This is a genomic window from Erythrobacter sp. (assembly GCF_030066995.1).
In the GTDB taxonomy this organism is placed as follows: Bacteria; Pseudomonadota; Alphaproteobacteria; order Sphingomonadales; family Sphingomonadaceae; genus Erythrobacter.
On sequence record NZ_JASJAP010000005.1, the window covers coordinates 392,899 to 407,621 of the forward strand.

Sequence of the window (14,723 nt, forward strand, 5' to 3'; positions counted from 1 at the left end):
CCACGCGGGCGGCCTCGGCCTCACGCCCGGTGCGGCTCGATCCGGTGTTCGCCTCTTATCCAGCGCACAGTGCCCGACGACGCGCGCATCACGACGCTCTCGGTGGTCATGATCGTTGCGCCCGTCGACTTCTTGCGCTTCTTGACGCCTTCGAGCAGCGAGCCCGATGTGACACCGGTCGCGGCGAAGATGCAGTCTCCCTTGGCGAGCTCGGTGAGCGTGTAGATCTTGTCGAGATCCTCGATACCCCACTTCTTCGCACGCGCGCGTTCGTCTTCGTTGCGGAACACGAGGCGCCCGTTGAACTGGCCTCCGACACAGCGCAAGGCCGCCGCCGCGAGCACGCCTTCGGGCGCGCCGCCCTGGCCCATATACATGTCGATCCCGGTGTCCTGATCGGTCACCGCGATCACACCGGCGACATCGCCATCGCCGATCAGGTGCACGCCGCATCCAATCGCGCGCAGCTCGGCAATGAGGTCGGCGTGGCGTGGGCGATCGAGCACGCAGACATTGATGTCGGAGGGCTCGCGTCCCTTGGCCGAGGCCACGGCCTTGACGTTCTCGGTCGGCGATTTGGCGAGATCGATCACCCCGGCGGGCAGACCCGGCCCCACCGCCAGCTTGTCCATGTAGACATCGGGCGCGTTGAGCAGGTCGCCCTCTTCCGCCGCCGCCAGCACGGCCAGCGCGTTCGGCCCGGCCTTGGCGGTGATGGTTGTGCCTTCGAGCGGGTCAAGGGCGATATCGATCTTGGGTCCCTTGCCCGGCGCGCCGCCCACTTTCTCCCCGATATAGAGCATCGGCGCCTCGTCGCGTTCGCCTTCGCCGATCACCACGGTGCCATCCATGTAGAGCCCGTCAAACGCGCGTCGCATCGCTTCGACGGCGGCGGCGTCCGCGGCCTTTTCGTCGCCGCGCCCGATCAGTTGCCCGGCCGCCACAGCGGCGGCTTCGGTAACGCGAACCATCTCCAGCACCAGAACCCGGTCGATCGCGTTTTCACCCGAAGGTTCCTTTGCGGCGAGAAGATCGGTAGGGGTGGCGCTGTTCATGGTGGTTTCATCCCTTGAATGGTCTTTTGTAAGGCCTGTTGTTCTGGGCGACGCGAATAGTCGCAAGGAGGCACGCTTGTCGAGCAATCCGGAACCGATTTTGCGCACAGCCAGTTCGGTTTGCGCAGGCGCCTCGGGTCCGGGAAGGCCACGCGCGTTCGTGTGTATCGCCTTGGCCAGCGTCGCTCTCGCCGCCTCTCAAGTGGCGGCGCAAAATGACGCGCCGGTGACGCCGCCGGATGGCGCGGATGCCGAAGCTCCACCATCCAGCGGTCAAAACGAAGTCGAGGACGAAGAGGAACCGCTGCGCGTCGATCTGTCGGTCACGGTGCCGCGCGGCGAAGTCAACGAAGCCAAAGCGCGCGAGTGCGAGGACCGCGCCGACGCGGGCGAGATCAGCGGCGATATCGTTGTGTGCCGCCGCCTGGGCGAAAAGGGCGAGAATTCATACAGCGGCAGCCGCAGCGAGGCGCAAAAGCGCTACGCCAGCGAGACCGCGTTCAAGGGCTCGCCCAGCGCGCCGGGCCTGTTCGGCATTGCCGATAACGGGCGCGGCATCGGGATTGGCGGTGTTCCGCCACCCGCGCTGATCATCGACGTGGAGGCCCTGCCCTCCGCGCCGCCGGGTTCGGACGCGGACCGAATCGCGCGCGGCCTTCCCCCGCTCGGCCAGGACGAGGATCTCTCCGAAGAGGAAATCCGCAAACGCCGCGAGGCCCTGGGCCTTCCCCCTCCCAGTTTCGAAAGAAAGGGCAACTGAACCCGATGAGGCACGAGGCTCCCCCCGCTCTTGCCGGTGCACTGCTCGGTGTGGCGGTCCTGGCCGCCGCGCTGCTCGCCCCGCCCGTTCAGGCGCAGGAGCGGGTGCCGATCGATATCGAACCGGTCGAGGGCGCGCCCGAGGACAGCGATGAGGAAGCGCAGGCGCCCGATGCTGTCGACGTCCTGGCGGCTCGGGCGGCGCGTGTGGGCCCAAGCCCCGCTGCAGCGCGCGAATGCGAAGAAGCGATCGAGGCGGGCGAGATATCAGGCGAAATCGTCGTATGCCGACAGCTTTCCACGAGCGATTCGAACCGTTTCTCCGAAAGCTACGCGCAATGGCTGAAAGACTACGCCGAGCGCACCAAGTTCCATAACGCGCCGCCTCCCCCCAATGTGGACGGTTCGGGTCTGCCCTACGGCCTTACGCCGGTCATCGAAATCAAGGGCTGCTTCATCCCGCCATGCCCCGCGCCGCCAGCGGTCCTGATCGACGTCGAGGCGCTTCCGCCGCCGCCCGTGGGGAGCGATGCCTACTGGCAGGCCAAAGGCATCAACCCGCGCGGATCGGACGGGAAACTGACGCCGCAAGCGCAGCGCATTTTGCAGGAAGCCGAACTGGGCCTGCCTCCCGTGCCCGATTTCAGCGAGGACGAGGATTGAGGTGAGGGCGATCGCCAACGCCCTTGCGCTTGGCTTTTGCCTGGCCGGCCCTTGTTCGCTCAGCGCGCAGGAGGCGCCGAGCGCGCCACAGGCAGACGAAGCGGATACCGAGGACGCAATCGCGCAGCCCGAGGAAGGGCGCCTTGTGATCGATATTCTTGCGCCGCCACCCGAACCCACCGCAGGCGACCGGGTCGATTACGAAGCGTGCATCGCCGAACAGGACGCCGCGCGCATCCGAGGCGAGATCATCGTTTGCCGCAAACTCGGCGACGATGCAGAGTCATCGGGGTTCGACAAACAGGATTGGGAACGCCGTCACGCGGCGCGCACGCAAGGGGCGAAGAATCCCAACGTCGCGGGCGCGGGTGGAACGCCGATATATCGCATCTGGGGCTCGGCGGTCATGGCAAACGTCACGGTGGGCCTTTTCGAGGAAATCGAAGCGCCGCTCATCATCGATGTGGAAGCCCTGCCCGAACCGCCGCCGGGCTCCGACGCGGATCGCGTTGCCAACGGCCTGCCACCGCGCAACACCGAATAGGCTGCGACCGATCTACGCGGGCAGGATCGGCAGCACGAGCGGTGCGGCGGTGAGGCTTTCGGATCCTTCGAGCAGTTCCAGAGCCCTGGCGACGCTGCGCTCGGGCCCTTCATGCGTGACCATGGCGACCAGCACCTCGCCATCCGCGTTCCCGCGTCCTTGTTGAATCAGGCTCTCGATCGAGACATCCGCATCGCGCATCGCCGCGGTGATCTCCGCCAGAACGCCGGGGCGATCGTTGACGGTGAAGCGCAGATAGGCGCGCTCAAGGCGGTTGGCGGGATCGGCTGGGCCAAGCGCGGCAAGCTGCGCGACCGGCATGGAGAACGGCGCGCCGACTTCGCCGCCATTCTCGAAAACGCGCGCGATATCGATCAGGTCGGCGACGACCGCGCTCGCCGTCGGCCCATCGCCCGCGCCCGCGCCCTGAAACAGCAGGCGACCCGAGAAATTGCCTTCGGCCACCACCGCGTTGGTCGGGCCATCGACCCCGCTCAAGGGGTGGTCCTTGGCCACAAGGCAGGGCCGCACGCGCTGGAGGAGAGAGCCCTCCTGAACATCGGCTTCGGCGATCAGGCGAATGACAAAGCCCAACGCGTCGGCCTGCGCGATATCGGCCGCGCGCACCGCGACGATGCCGGTGGTACGAACGCTGGCGAAATCGACCCGCGCGCCAAAGCCGATCGCGGCCAGGATGGCGAGCTTGTGCGCGGCGTCGATCCCCTCGATATCGAATGTCGGATCGGCCTCGGCGTAACCCAGCCGCTGCGCGTCGGCGAGCACTTCGGCAAAGTCCGCGCCCGTCGCTTCCATCTCCGAAAGGATGTAATTGCAGGTGCCGTTGAGGATGCCGTAGACCTTGGTCAGCGCGTTGGCGCTGGTCCCTTCGCGCAGACCCTTTACCACCGGGATGCCGCCCGCCACCGCCGCTTCGAACTTAAGCGGCGCGCCCTTTGCTTCGGCCTGCTCAGCGAGGGAGAGCCCGTGATGCGCGATCATCGCCTTGTTGGCGGTCACCAGGCCCTTGCCCGCGTCCAGCGCGGCGCGCGACAGTGCCAGCGCGGGACCATCCGAGCCGCCGACCAACTCCAGCACCACATCGACATCCGCGCGCGTTGCCAGCGCGGTCATGTCGTCCTCCCAGGAAAACCGCTCGTGGTTGACGCCGCGATCCTTGGCCCGGTCGCGCGCGCTGACCGCGCTCACCTCGATCGCGCGCCCGGCGCGCGCCGCGATCAACTCCCGGTTTGTGTCAAGCAGCCGGATCACGCCCGCGCCGACGGTGCCCAGTCCGGCAATGGCGATCCGCAAGGGCGGCAGGGCGCCGGAAGCGGGGGAGGGGTCAGACATGAGGCGAAGTCCTTCAGGCGCGTGCAGAGTAAAGTGTCGCTTGCGCGCTTAACCCGGCAGGATGCGTGGTCAAGCGCTCAGGACGCGTCGGTGGGACGGTTTCAACGCGCCGGGGCCCTGGTGATGGCCCGCGCGCAGGGGCCGAGCGCGTTGATCACATAGGCGTAGTCGCTTGCCGCGAGTTGGCGCGCGGCGGGATCGCGCGCGAGATTGGCGCTGCTCGGCAAGCTCTCGGGCAACGCGCAGGCGAGGCGATACCAGCGCAGGGTCTCGAATTCGGGCGCGCGCGCGGACGAATCGATGATCTCCCCCCAGGAGACCCCCCAGGCCGGCGGCTGCCCGGGACGCCGCAGCACTGTCAGCGAGGCCGGCGAGCGGTCCTGCGTTGCGAGGAAGATTTGTGTTTCGGATTCGCCCACCAGCGATCCCGGCACCGCAAGCGCGTCGCGAATCCCGGTGATGACCGGCGGTTTGTCGGGGGCGAACAGGCTGGTCAGGATCGGACGGATGCGCTGCTCGAGCGCCGGGGAGTAGGCAAGTTGGGCCGACGGTCCGGCCAATTGCAATTGCGCAGCGCCGCCCGGACCCCGACCGCTCAGATTGGCAAAGAGCAGCATTTCGCGATTCTTGAGCTTGGGCGCCTTGCCCTTGGGCGTCAGCGGCACATCGACCAGATAGACCAGCGATTCGCCGATGGTCGAGCCGCCGGCGATCAGCGCGAGCGTATCCGCCTCGACATACAGCCGGGCAAAGCCAGCATCCAAACCAGGCGCGCGCTCGGGCTCGAGGGTGACCTGACGGCGAATCTGCACGCGCACAACAAGCCCGCTGCGCTCGGCCAGAGTGACCAGATCGGCGAATGTGGCGCGCCCAGCGAGCGCGTCCGGGGTTGCCAGCGCCGCGCTCCGGGTGGTCTCGCCAACATTCTGCGCGCGAACGGCTGGAGGGCTCGCGACGCCCACCGCCAGAGCGGCCAGCAGCGCCGCCAAGCGCATGATTTTATGAGTAAACATTTCGTTAACGCGGGTCATTGCAGGGGCATCCTCGGCTTTGCGATGACGGTTTCATACAGCGCCTTTTGTTTGAGAACGAGACATTTGAATCGCGTCTGAACCGATAAAGCGTTTGATTGACTAGGTGTTGACCGTTACACCGCGAAGCGCTCGCATTGGTTTTGGGGACATGACCATAGCGAACCCGTGCCGCAGCGCGCGAGTACAGGGCGTAGGTGGCACTCCGGATGGGTGCGATGGTCTGTGGGAGCGCGCGGCGTCCGGTCGGGAGGACAAATTTAGGGATCTTTGGCCTCGGTATCCAGTTCGCCGAGCCATAGAGAGTGTGCCGACCAAGGTTGGCGAAGAATGGAGAGAAATCAGCCGAATGTCGTACGTTGATCAAGGAATGACGGGGAGTAAGCTTACTTCCCTTATCATCTCGATCGGCATCGTGGCAGGCATTGGCCTGGCGATGATCATCGGCCTCGCCGTGGACGCGGTCAAAAAGGAAATCGAGCGCGTCACCACGGTGAACATCGAGGACGAGCCACCGCCACCCGAAGAGCCGCCTGAGCCGCCGCCCGAACAGCCGCAGGAAGTGGCTCCGCCGCCCCCGGTTGCGCCGCCGCCACCGATCAGCATCGCTCCGGCTCCGCCACCGATCGTAACGACTCCGACGATTCCACCGCCGGCGCCGCCCGCGCTCACGATCCCGCCACCCGCTCCGGTTGCTCCCCCGGCCCCGCCGCCGCCTTCCAAGGCGCGACCGGCCTCGCCCAAGGGTCTGAGCCGCTGGTCGCGTCGGATTTCCGAAAACTATCCCACGCGCGCTCTGCGTGAGGAAGTGGAAGGCAATGTCGGCGTGCGGGTTTCGATCGGGCCGAATGGCCGAGTTTCGGGCTGCAGCGTGATCCGCTCCAGCGGATCGAACGTTCTCGATGAGGCGGCGTGCAAGGGTATGAGCCGCTACGCGCGGTTCAACGAAGCGCTTGATGACGCAGGCAACCCGACGACCGGTTCCTACGCCACCACGATCACCTATCGACTGGATTAATCGAATTTCGAAACCGGCTCCGCCGCCAAGGGGCCGGTTTTCGGGGACACTTTCTTTTAAAAGGACTTATTCGCCATGTTCACTTACCTTCTTGCCGCCGCCGGCGACGTCGCACCGGAAAACAAGTTTGGCTTCATGCAGGCCATGGAAGAAGGCGGCCCGGTCGCCTGGTCGATCCTCGCCGTCATGGTCATCATGAGCGTGGGCTCGTTCTACATCCTGTTCTCCAAACTGTTCGAGCAGAACAAGGTCATCGGCCAGTATCGCAAGGGCAAGGCCGCATTCTGGCGTTCGGCCGGTCTCAAGGACGGCGCGCTCAAGTTCGAGAAGAACTCAGCGTGGCGCCAGCTGGCCGACGACGCCGTCAAGGCGCGCGACGATCACGCCAAGATGCACGGCGCGGGCAGCGAAGCGAGCTATGTGGAAGACAGCCTCGCGCACAGCCAGGAAACGATCAACGCCGCGCTTTCGGGCGGTCTTCCGTTCCTCGCTTCGGTCGGCGCGACCGCGCCCTTCATCGGCCTGCTCGGCACGGTGATCGGGATCTACCGTGCGTTGATCAACATCGGCATCGAAGGCTCGGCTTCGATCGATAAAGTGGCCGGCCCGGTTGGTGAAGCTCTGATCATGACCGCGATCGGCCTGCTCGTTGCGGTTCCGGCGGTGCTCGCGTTTAACTGGCTGCAATCGCGCAACCGCCGCATCGCCGCGCTGATGACCGACTTTTGCAACGATATCCTCGCTTACATCGGTTCGGACGGCACGGTGAAGCCGTCGCTGACCGCGGGTCCGGCGGCCAAGCCGGCCGCGAAGCCGACCGCTGCGAAGCCGGCCGGTACCGCTGGCGGCGCGAAGCCCGCGACCAAGTAAGCCTGGACATGGAAAGGAGCGGCTCGCGCGACGGAGCCGCTCCCCACCCCACCACGCTTACACACCTGATTTAGTGCCAGAATAGGAAGCACCCATGGCAATTTCGATGAGCGGTTCGGGCGAAACCCCGATGTCGGACATCAACACGACCCCGCTGGTGGACGTGATGCTCGTCCTTCTCATCATCTTCCTCATCGCGGTTCCGGTGGCGATCCAGACGATCGAACAGCTGGAAATTCCGATCTTCGAGATGGAAGAATCGAAGGACAAGGTCGAGAACCTTCAGCTCACCGTCACCACGACGGACGCCGAAGGCAAGACCGCCGGTATCATCCGCAGCGGCTTCACCGGTGCAACCCGGACGGGCGAGTGCCGCGTGTACTTCAACAACATCACGCCGGTGACCTCGGAAGAGCTGTACAATATGGCGTTTGAGCGGCTCGACGCGATCGTGTCGAACTATCCGGGCGGCGCCGAGGCGATTGTCGATGACCCCGAAGCGATCCCGCAGGTTCACATCCGCGCCGACCAAAACGCGCCGTGGAAGTGTGTCGCTGGCACCATCTATAACGTGCAGGCCGCGGGCTACCCGATCGTCGGCTTCATCTCGAACCCGGTCGACCCCGGCGCGTAAAGGCTTGGCGATCGCGAACCCAAAACCGGGCCATCGCGTCGCTGTTTGGATTTAAGGAGTAACTGACATGGGTATGTCCGGAGGCAAGCTCGACGGCGAGCCGATGCTCGACATGAACATGACACCGCTGATCGACGTGCTGCTGGTGCTGCTGATCATGTTCATCATCACCATCCCGATCGCGACGCACTCGGTGGATATCGATCTGCCGGCGGACAATTCGAACCAGCCTCCGCCCGACATCGATCCGATCAAGAACAAGCTGGTGATCACCGCAGAAGACGAGCTTTTGTGGAACGCCGAGCCGATCACGGCGGGTCAGCTGGTGACCAATCTGCAGGAATCGGCGGCCATGGCGGTTGAGCCCGAGCTTCAGTTCGAGCCCGACCAGCTTGCGAGCTACGACCGTTCGGCCAAGGTGCTGCAGATCATCAAGACAAGCGGCGTCACCAAGTTCGGCTTTGTCGGCAACGAAAAGTACCGCACGTTCGGCAAGGGCGAATAGCAGGGCGAGTAGCAGGGCGAATAATCGTCTGATCCGTGCCTGAGGCCAAGAGGGGCGCCCCGGTTCAACCGCGGCGCCCTTTTTCGTGTTTGGGCGCGATACGATGGGCCGGTTGCAATAGACACACCGGTACGCGTTAGGCAACTTCTTGATATTGCTGTACGATGCCGGGTGTCGTCAAAGGAGCTCCGCGATGACCCAACACCGCCCCGCTCCGGTCGAACGCCCGATGAGCGCCATGAACATGACGCCGCTGATCGATGTGCTGCTCGTCCTGCTGATCATGTTTGTCATGGCCGTGCCGGTCGCAACGCACGCGGTCGAAGTGGACACCGGGCACGGCCCGGAAGTCGACAGGCCGATTGACCCCGTTAGGAACAAGCTCGTCATCTCCGGCGAGGACACGCTCTTGTGGAACGGCGAGGCCATCACGCTTGCCAAATTGCAGGCCGTGTTGGAGGCGACCACGCGGATGGAGCCCGGGCCCGAGCTGCAATTCGAACCCGACGGCATGGCCAGCTACGACCTGTCCGCCCGCACGCTCAAGGTGATCAAGGTGGCGGGCGTCACAAAGTTCGGCTTCGTGGGCAATGAGAAGTACCGCGTGCTTGAGCGCGAGGACGATTAATCCCCCTCCAACACCCGCGCGCCTTCCTCCGGGTCGATCCGCATCGCTTCGCCCACAAGCCCCTCGGCCTCGATCAGCAATTCGTCGTCCACCGCGCCTTGCGGCACGGCTTCGCGGCCGATCATCGTCATCACGGGCACCGCGAGCGGCGACACGCGGTCGAGTTCGACATGCACCAGTTCGCGCTCGGAGCGTTCGAGCAGATCGGCAAGCCGGCCCACGTCGGTCATCCGCGCGCGCGCGTCGGCCCAGGCCGCTTCGAGCAGGACGTGATCGGGCTCGTATTTCTTGAGCACGTCGTAGATGAGGTCGGTCGAGAAAGTGACCTGCTTGCCCGTCTTGCGCTTGCCGGGATGCTGGCGTTCGACGAGGCCGCTGATCACCGCGACTTCGCGAAAGGCACGGCGTAAGAGGTGGCTCTCGGTCACCCAGTCGACAAATTCGTGGGTCAGGATATCGGGCGAGAGGAGCGGCGCGGGATCGGTCACGGGCTTCAGCCCCCACACCGCCAGCGTGTAATCGTTGGCCACAAAGCCGCCAGGCATCAGCCCGCGATCCTCCATCCGCCTTGTGATCAGCATGCCTAGCGACTGGTTCGCGTTCCATCCTTCGAACGTGTAATAGGCCGCATAATGCTTGCCCCCATGCGGGAAGCTCTCGACCAGCAATTCTCCGGGAGCCGGAAGGCGGCTGCGATAATCCTGCACCTCCAGCCATTCACGCACATCGTCGGGAAAGCGGCCCCACCCCGCGCGGTCGGTCAACATTTCCTGCACGCGCGTGGCGAGGTGCGTGGTGAGCGGCAGGCGCAGGCCGCCATAGCTCGGGATCGTCGCGGATTTTCTGGCCGCGCGCACGATCACGTCCATGTCCTTGACGCTCTCGACTTCAAGGCTGAGCCCGGCAAAGAAGAAGGTGTCCCCGGCCGATAGCTGTGCGGCGAACCGCTCCTCGACCTTGCCCAGCTGGCGCCCGTTCCTGAAGCGCACCATCAGCATCTCGCTATCAACGATGATCCCCGCGTTCATCCGGTGGCGCTGCGCCTGATTGGGGTGGGCGAGCCGCCACACGCCGTCCTTCCCGCGAATGATGCGCCTGAACTTGTCGTAGGCCTTGAGCGCGTAACCGCCATTCTTCACAAAGCCGAGCACGCGCTGGAATTGTTCGGCATCGAGCCAGGCGTAGGCGACGCTGGAGCGAATCTCCGCGAGCAGATCGTCTTCGTGAAACGGCGCGGCGCAGGCGCAGGCCATGATGTGCTGGGCGAGCACGTCGAGGCCACCGGGGCGAAACTCCTCGCCATCGCGCTGGCCTTCATCGACCGCATCCTTGGCCGCCATGGCTTCGAGAAATTCGAACCGGTTGCCCGGCACCAGAACCGCGCGACTTGCGGTGTCGAGCCGGTGCCCCGCGCGCCCGATCCGCTGGAGCAGCCGCGAGGAGCCTTTGGGCGCGCCCATCTGGACCACCAGATCGATATCGCCCCAGTCAACGCCCAGATCGAGGCTCGCCGTGCACACCAGCGCGCGCAGCTCCCCCGCCGCCATCGCGTCTTCAACCTTGCGGCGCGCCTCCTTGGACAGGCTGCCGTGGTGAACGCCGATGGCCAGGTTTTCTTCGTTCACGTCCCAAAGGCACTGAAAGATGAACTCTGCCAGAAAGCGCGTGTTGGTGAAAACCAGCGTGGTGCGGTTGGCCTTGATCTCCCGATAGAGCTGGTCAACCGCCCAGCGCCCGGCGTGCCCGCCCCATGGCACACGCTCTTCGATGGGCAGCAGGATGCTGAGCTCGGCCTCGGCCCCCCTCTCGCCCAGCACCAGATCGGCGGCGTGGAGTTCACCGGTCCCATCCGCCGGTTGAGCCGCGAGCCACTCCTGGAAATTAAGCGGGTTCGCCAGAGTGGCCGAGAGTGCGACGCGCTGCATATCGGGCGCGAGCTTTTGCAATCGCGCCAAAGCAAGCGCGAGTAAATCCCCGCGCTTGCCGGTCGCAAAGGCGTGGACTTCGTCGATCACCACCCGTTTGCAGGTGCGAAAGAGTTCAAGGCTCTCCGGATAGGACAGCAGCAGCGAGAGGCTCTCCGGTGTCGTCAACAGCACGTGCGGCGGCCTTTCGCGCTGGCGCCTCTTCTTGTCGGAGGACGTGTCGCCCGATCGCGTCTCCACCTGGATCGGTAAACCGATCTCTTCGATAGGTGTCAGCAGGTTGCGCTTCACATCGTGCGCGAGCGCCTTCAAGGGCGAGACATAGAGCGTGTGCAGACCATCTTCAGGCGGCGCGCCGGAAGACGGGGCAAAGTCGCACAAGGTCGGCAGAAACCCGGCGAGCGTCTTGCCCGCGCCGGTATCCGCCACCAGCAGCGCGTCGCGTCCCTCGCGCGCCTTGACGAGCATGTCGGTCTGGTGGCGCCGAATGCGCCAGCCGCGCGCGTCGAACCAGGCCCGGATTTCGGGCGGGACTTCGGCCTTGGGAAGGTTGGCGAGGGGCGCGTTCACGCTCGGTCAGATGGCAAACGGCGCCATCTTGGACAAGAGCGCGCGCTCACCAACCGCCGCTCAACTTGCGCCCTCTTGCTCGACCCACTCCTGCTCCTCGTCGACCTGAGAGGCTTCGTCCTCAACCGGCTCAGGTTCGTTGGCCGCAAGATTTTCAAGCGTGGTGTCGAGCAACCCGGCGAGCCGGGTCTGCTCTTCCTCGCTGAGGTCCGAGAAAGTGCGCCCCTTGGGGTATTTCTCTGCGATCGCGCCCACATCGCCCATCATGGCGGGCATGGCTTCCATGACCGCTGGCATCATCTCGTTCATTGAGGCCATCACCTGCGGGTCGGCGTAAATGAGAAAGCTCTCGGCGGCGTATTTTGCGCCCACAGGTGTTGCGAAATAAGCGTCGAGACCGGCCAGTTCATCCTCGGTGAACCGCACGGCGTAGGCGCGCGCGAGACCCGCGCGATAGCTCGGCTCGATCTGGACCACGATATCGCCGATGACACGCAGCATGGTGTCCGCCATTTCGGCGTTGCGCGCTTCAGCGCTGGGATCGAGCAACGCCACCGCTTCGTTCAACTTGGCCTCGTCGATCTCGGCCAGAGCGCTCGGCGGCAAGCCGGTGAGTTCCATCAACAGCACACCCGGCGACCCGGCGATATTGGCCATGACGGCATCCATCATCGGCTTCATCGTCTCGTCCATCATCTTGGCGTAAGTGCCTTCGGGAAAGACCTTGAGCACCACCGATTGCGCCAACGGGACGCGCGCTTCCTGTTCGGGCGTCAGCGGCTCGGCGTTGCCGAACATATCGCCGAACATCGCGCCCATCGCATCCAGTTCCTGCTCGATTTCTTCGGCGGAGGGCTCGCTGTCTTCCTGCGCGGCAAGCGGGGCGAGTGGGACCGAAAGCGCGAGCGCAGCGGCGGCGAGAGCAGGAGTGAACAGGCGTTTCATCAGACAGATCCTCTTTTCAGGTTGGGCGCAGCCCAGGCGCCGACGCGCGACGTTTCAACTACAGGTGTAAAGCAGGAAGACGATCCCGATGATATACCACGCGCCGTGCTTCTCGAATTTTATCCGCTTGAGAAACGCCGCAAGCTCCTCTTGCGCAGTGGGCAAGTCAACCGGCGCTTCGCCATCCACGCGGCGGTCAGTCACAAGTCCCTCCAGCAGGCTGCCATCCTGAAAGTCGACATCGGGCTTGTATCCGCCGCCATGCTCCCAGGCGCTTTCGGCCTCGGGTTCCGGGCGCGGCTTCGATTGGGGTTCCGGGTCTGATCCAGGTTTCTGGGCTCCAGCGAAGGGTGGAACACGAGGCGCTTCCGCTCTTGGAGAAGGCGGCTCAAACTCGGGCGGCTCGGGGCTTGTGGAAGGCACAAGTTCGGGTTCGGGTTCGGGTTCGGGTTCGGACTCAATCACAGATCCCATCTGCGCCGGTAAAGGCGCAGCGCCCCCTCACGTTTGGCCTCGCGGCGCATCTCGGCGGCCAGAAACAAGGCTTTCTCGCGCGCTTCCGTCAATTCGGCGAAAGCCGAAATCCGCATCGCTTGCGCGTTGAGCAGCGCCTTGCGCGCCGCGTACGCCGCCTGGATCGCGTTTCGGTCGCTGGTCTCTTTCAGGCCGAGCGCGGACCAGGGCCAAGGGGAGGCGGGATCAGTGCCCAACGCTCTCCCCGCGTTCAAGGCCGGACAGCGCAAGCTGCTCATCGATCTGCGCCATCAGCCGCTCAAGGCCCGCCTCGGTATCGCTTTCCGCGCGCGCGACAAGCACGTCCTGTGTGTTTGAAGCGCGCAAGAGCCACCAGCCATCCTTGGTGTTGACCCGCACGCCATCGGTCGCGTTGACCTCCTCGACTTCGGGGCCGGGATTGGTGGTCAGGCGCTCGGTCACTTCGGTGATCGCGGAGAATTTGCGGCTCTCATCGACCTGAAAGCGCATTTCGGGCGTGTTGATCATGTCGGGCATGGCCGATTTCAGTTCGGTCACCGATTTGCCGAGTCGCGCGGCGGCGGCAAGGATACGGACTCCCGCGTAGAGCGCGTCATCAAACCCGTAATAAGTGTCCGCGAAGAAGATGTGACCACTCATTTCTCCAGCGAGCGGCGAGCCAGTCTCCTTCATTTTGGACTTAATAAGCGAATGGCCGGTCTTCCACATCAGCGGGTCGCCGCCATGCGCGGCAACGTGGTCAAACAACGCCCGGCTGGCCTTCACATCGGCGATAATCGTGGCGTTTGGCCGTGTTTTGAGCAGGTCCTCGGCGAAGATCATCAGCAGCTGATCACCCCAGATTACCCGACCTTCCCCGTCAATGGCACCGATCCGGTCGCCGTCTCCGTCGAAAGCTACTCCGAAATCGAGCTTCTTCTCGGCGACCAGCGCGCGAAGATCGGTCAGGTTGGCTTCGACCGTTGGATCAGGATGGTGGTTAGGAAAATGCCCGTCAATGTCAGTGAACAGCAAATGATGCTCTCCAGGAAGCTGGGCGGCCAAAGCCTCAAGCGCGGGTCCCGCGGCTCCGTTTCCGGCGTCCCACCCAACCTTAAGCTCAGACAGCGCGGCGCTTTCTATTCCGTTCAATCCATCGAGGAGGCGCTCGACGTAGTCGTTGAGGATGTCGCGCTGCGACACCGCGCCGATTCCGTCCGTCCAGTCTCCCGTTGCCGCGACGACACCGAGCTCCTGAATATCGCTGCCGAAGAAAGGCCGGCCTTCAAGCACCATTTTGAAGCCGTTGTAATCGGGGGGATTGTGGCTGCCAGTTATCTGAATGCCGCCGTCTATTTCTTCGGATGAGGCCTCGGCGTAATACAGCATGGGTGTGGCACCCAGACCGATGCGCACGACGTTGCAGCCGGACGCGCTCAAGCCTTCCACCAGGGCGTGCTCCAACGTCGGAGAGCTGACGCGGCCATCGTACCCGACCGCGACGGTTTTTTCGCCAGCGGGCGCGAGCTTCCCGCCCGAGCGGCGCAGCATTGAGCCGAAGCTGCGGCCGATGGCGCGCGCATCGTCTGCGCCCAGCGTCTTACCGATAACCCCGCGAATGTCGTATTCACGCAGGATGGTCGGGTTGAAAGTGTGGTTCATGGTTTCTCGTCCCGGAAAATCGTATGGCTACCCCGTCCGAAGCGGCCTCCTCAAAGCCGCGCCCTGAGCACCGCCCCCTCGGAGCCGCCC

General features: G+C 64.5%; 16 protein-coding genes. 8 read left to right on the plus strand and 8 right to left on the minus strand.

Features of this window, described 5'->3' with window-relative positions; all coding sequences use genetic code 11:
* Positions 1 to 20: 20 nt before the first annotated feature.
* Entirely contained in the window at positions 21 to 1,055 is a 1,035-nt protein-coding gene (glpX, locus tag QNI87_RS13520) for a class II fructose-bisphosphatase (RefSeq protein ID WP_300597368.1), read from the minus strand.
* A 160-nt stretch (positions 1,056 to 1,215) separates the two neighbouring features.
* Between glpX and QNI87_RS13525 the strand changes: the two genes are divergently transcribed.
* From QNI87_RS13525 to QNI87_RS13535, 3 genes are read left to right on the plus strand one after another with little or no spacing between them, the layout of a single operon-like run.
* Positions 1,216 to 1,815: a hypothetical protein gene (locus tag QNI87_RS13525; RefSeq protein ID WP_300597370.1), complete on the plus strand. Its 600-nt coding sequence runs from the start codon at positions 1,216 to 1,218 to the stop codon at positions 1,813 to 1,815.
* Positions 1,816 to 1,820: 5 nt separating this feature from the next.
* Positions 1,821 to 2,477: a hypothetical protein gene (locus tag QNI87_RS13530; RefSeq protein WP_300597372.1), complete on the plus strand. Its 657-nt coding sequence runs from the start codon at positions 1,821 to 1,823 to the stop codon at positions 2,475 to 2,477.
* A gap of 1 nt (position 2,478) precedes the next feature.
* Positions 2,479 to 3,021 (plus strand): hypothetical protein, encoded by a 543-nt coding sequence (locus QNI87_RS13535; protein WP_300597374.1) that lies wholly within the window; start codon positions 2,479 to 2,481, stop codon positions 3,019 to 3,021.
* A 12-nt stretch (positions 3,022 to 3,033) separates the two neighbouring features.
* Here QNI87_RS13535 and QNI87_RS13540 read toward each other — a convergent pair whose 3' ends face one another.
* Together QNI87_RS13540 and QNI87_RS13545 are read right to left on the minus strand one after the other, a co-directional pair.
* Positions 3,034 to 4,371, minus strand: coding sequence for a homoserine dehydrogenase (locus QNI87_RS13540; protein ID WP_300597376.1), 1,338 nt, complete (start codon positions 4,369 to 4,371; stop codon positions 3,034 to 3,036).
* A gap of 101 nt (positions 4,372 to 4,472) precedes the next feature.
* A complete protein-coding gene (locus QNI87_RS13545; protein ID WP_300597378.1) occupies positions 4,473 to 5,384 on the minus strand; it encodes a hypothetical protein in 912 nt (303 codons plus the stop codon).
* 367 nt (positions 5,385 to 5,751) lie between these two features.
* Here QNI87_RS13545 and QNI87_RS13550 point away from each other — a divergent pair, with 367 nt between their 5' ends.
* From QNI87_RS13550 to QNI87_RS13570, 5 genes are all read left to right on the plus strand, one after another.
* Entirely contained in the window at positions 5,752 to 6,420 is a 669-nt protein-coding gene (locus QNI87_RS13550) for an energy transducer TonB (protein WP_300597380.1), read from the plus strand.
* A gap of 75 nt (positions 6,421 to 6,495) precedes the next feature.
* Positions 6,496 to 7,290, plus strand: a complete 795-nt coding sequence (locus QNI87_RS13555) for a MotA/TolQ/ExbB proton channel family protein (RefSeq protein ID WP_300597382.1) — start codon at positions 6,496 to 6,498, stop codon at positions 7,288 to 7,290.
* 94 nt (positions 7,291 to 7,384) lie between these two features.
* On the plus strand, positions 7,385 to 7,924 hold the full coding sequence (locus tag QNI87_RS13560; RefSeq protein ID WP_300597384.1) for a biopolymer transporter ExbD: 540 nt from the start codon (positions 7,385 to 7,387) through the stop codon (positions 7,922 to 7,924).
* 67 nt (positions 7,925 to 7,991) lie between these two features.
* Entirely contained in the window at positions 7,992 to 8,429 is a 438-nt protein-coding gene (locus tag QNI87_RS13565) for a biopolymer transporter ExbD (RefSeq protein ID WP_300597386.1), read from the plus strand.
* A 193-nt stretch (positions 8,430 to 8,622) separates the two neighbouring features.
* Positions 8,623 to 9,057: a biopolymer transporter ExbD gene (locus tag QNI87_RS13570; RefSeq protein WP_300597388.1), complete on the plus strand. Its 435-nt coding sequence runs from the start codon at positions 8,623 to 8,625 to the stop codon at positions 9,055 to 9,057.
* Here QNI87_RS13570 and QNI87_RS13575 read toward each other — a convergent pair.
* The 5 genes from QNI87_RS13575 to pgmG are packed head-to-tail and all read right to left on the minus strand — an operon-like array spanning position 9,054 to position 14,633.
* Entirely contained in the window at positions 9,054 to 11,552 is a 2,499-nt protein-coding gene (locus QNI87_RS13575) for a ligase-associated DNA damage response DEXH box helicase (RefSeq protein WP_300597390.1), read from the minus strand. The genes QNI87_RS13570 and QNI87_RS13575 overlap by 4 nt on opposite strands.
* Positions 11,553 to 11,612: 60 nt before the next feature.
* Positions 11,613 to 12,497 (minus strand): hypothetical protein, encoded by an 885-nt coding sequence (locus QNI87_RS13580; protein WP_300597392.1) that lies wholly within the window; start codon positions 12,495 to 12,497, stop codon positions 11,613 to 11,615.
* Positions 12,498 to 12,551: 54 nt separating this feature from the next.
* Positions 12,552 to 12,962 (minus strand): hypothetical protein, encoded by a 411-nt coding sequence (locus tag QNI87_RS13585; RefSeq protein ID WP_300597394.1) that lies wholly within the window; start codon positions 12,960 to 12,962, stop codon positions 12,552 to 12,554.
* Positions 12,959 to 13,207 carry a hypothetical protein gene (locus QNI87_RS13590; protein WP_300597396.1) on the minus strand — a complete coding sequence of 83 codons (249 nt, stop codon included), beginning with the start codon at positions 13,205 to 13,207 and terminating at the stop codon, positions 12,959 to 12,961. The genes QNI87_RS13585 and QNI87_RS13590 overlap by 4 nt, the downstream gene beginning before the upstream one ends.
* Complete coding sequence (gene pgmG / locus QNI87_RS13595) at positions 13,197 to 14,633, minus strand: phosphoglucomutase/phosphomannomutase PgmG (RefSeq protein ID WP_300597398.1); 1,437 nt, start codon at positions 14,631 to 14,633, stop codon at positions 13,197 to 13,199. Before pgmG ends, QNI87_RS13590 begins: the two co-directional genes overlap by 11 nt.
* Between the last annotated feature and the right edge of the window lie 90 nt (positions 14,634 to 14,723).

What these genes read in the sequence shown, in the direction of transcription:
- glpX (WP_300597368.1), bottom strand. Translation starts at nt 1,055, where the DNA reads ATGAACAGCGCCACCCCTACCGATCTTCTCGCCGCAAAGGAACCTTCG.
- QNI87_RS13530 (WP_300597372.1), top strand. Translation starts at nt 1,821, where the DNA reads ATGAGGCACGAGGCTCCCCCCGCTCTTGCCGGTGCACTGCTCGGTGTG.
- QNI87_RS13540 (WP_300597376.1), bottom strand. Translation starts at nt 4,371, where the DNA reads ATGTCTGACCCCTCCCCCGCTTCCGGCGCCCTGCCGCCCTTGCGGATC.
- QNI87_RS13545 (WP_300597378.1), bottom strand. Translation starts at nt 5,384, where the DNA reads ATGTTTACTCATAAAATCATGCGCTTGGCGGCGCTGCTGGCCGCTCTG.
- QNI87_RS13550 (WP_300597380.1), top strand. Translation starts at nt 5,752, where the DNA reads ATGTCGTACGTTGATCAAGGAATGACGGGGAGTAAGCTTACTTCCCTT.
- QNI87_RS13555 (WP_300597382.1), top strand. Translation starts at nt 6,496, where the DNA reads ATGTTCACTTACCTTCTTGCCGCCGCCGGCGACGTCGCACCGGAAAAC.
- QNI87_RS13560 (WP_300597384.1), top strand. Translation starts at nt 7,385, where the DNA reads ATGGCAATTTCGATGAGCGGTTCGGGCGAAACCCCGATGTCGGACATC.
- QNI87_RS13565 (WP_300597386.1), top strand. Translation starts at nt 7,992, where the DNA reads ATGGGTATGTCCGGAGGCAAGCTCGACGGCGAGCCGATGCTCGACATG.
- QNI87_RS13570 (WP_300597388.1), top strand. Translation starts at nt 8,623, where the DNA reads ATGACCCAACACCGCCCCGCTCCGGTCGAACGCCCGATGAGCGCCATG.
- QNI87_RS13580 (WP_300597392.1), bottom strand. Translation starts at nt 12,497, where the DNA reads ATGAAACGCCTGTTCACTCCTGCTCTCGCCGCCGCTGCGCTCGCGCTT.
- pgmG (WP_300597398.1), bottom strand. Translation starts at nt 14,633, where the DNA reads ATGAACCACACTTTCAACCCGACCATCCTGCGTGAATACGACATTCGC.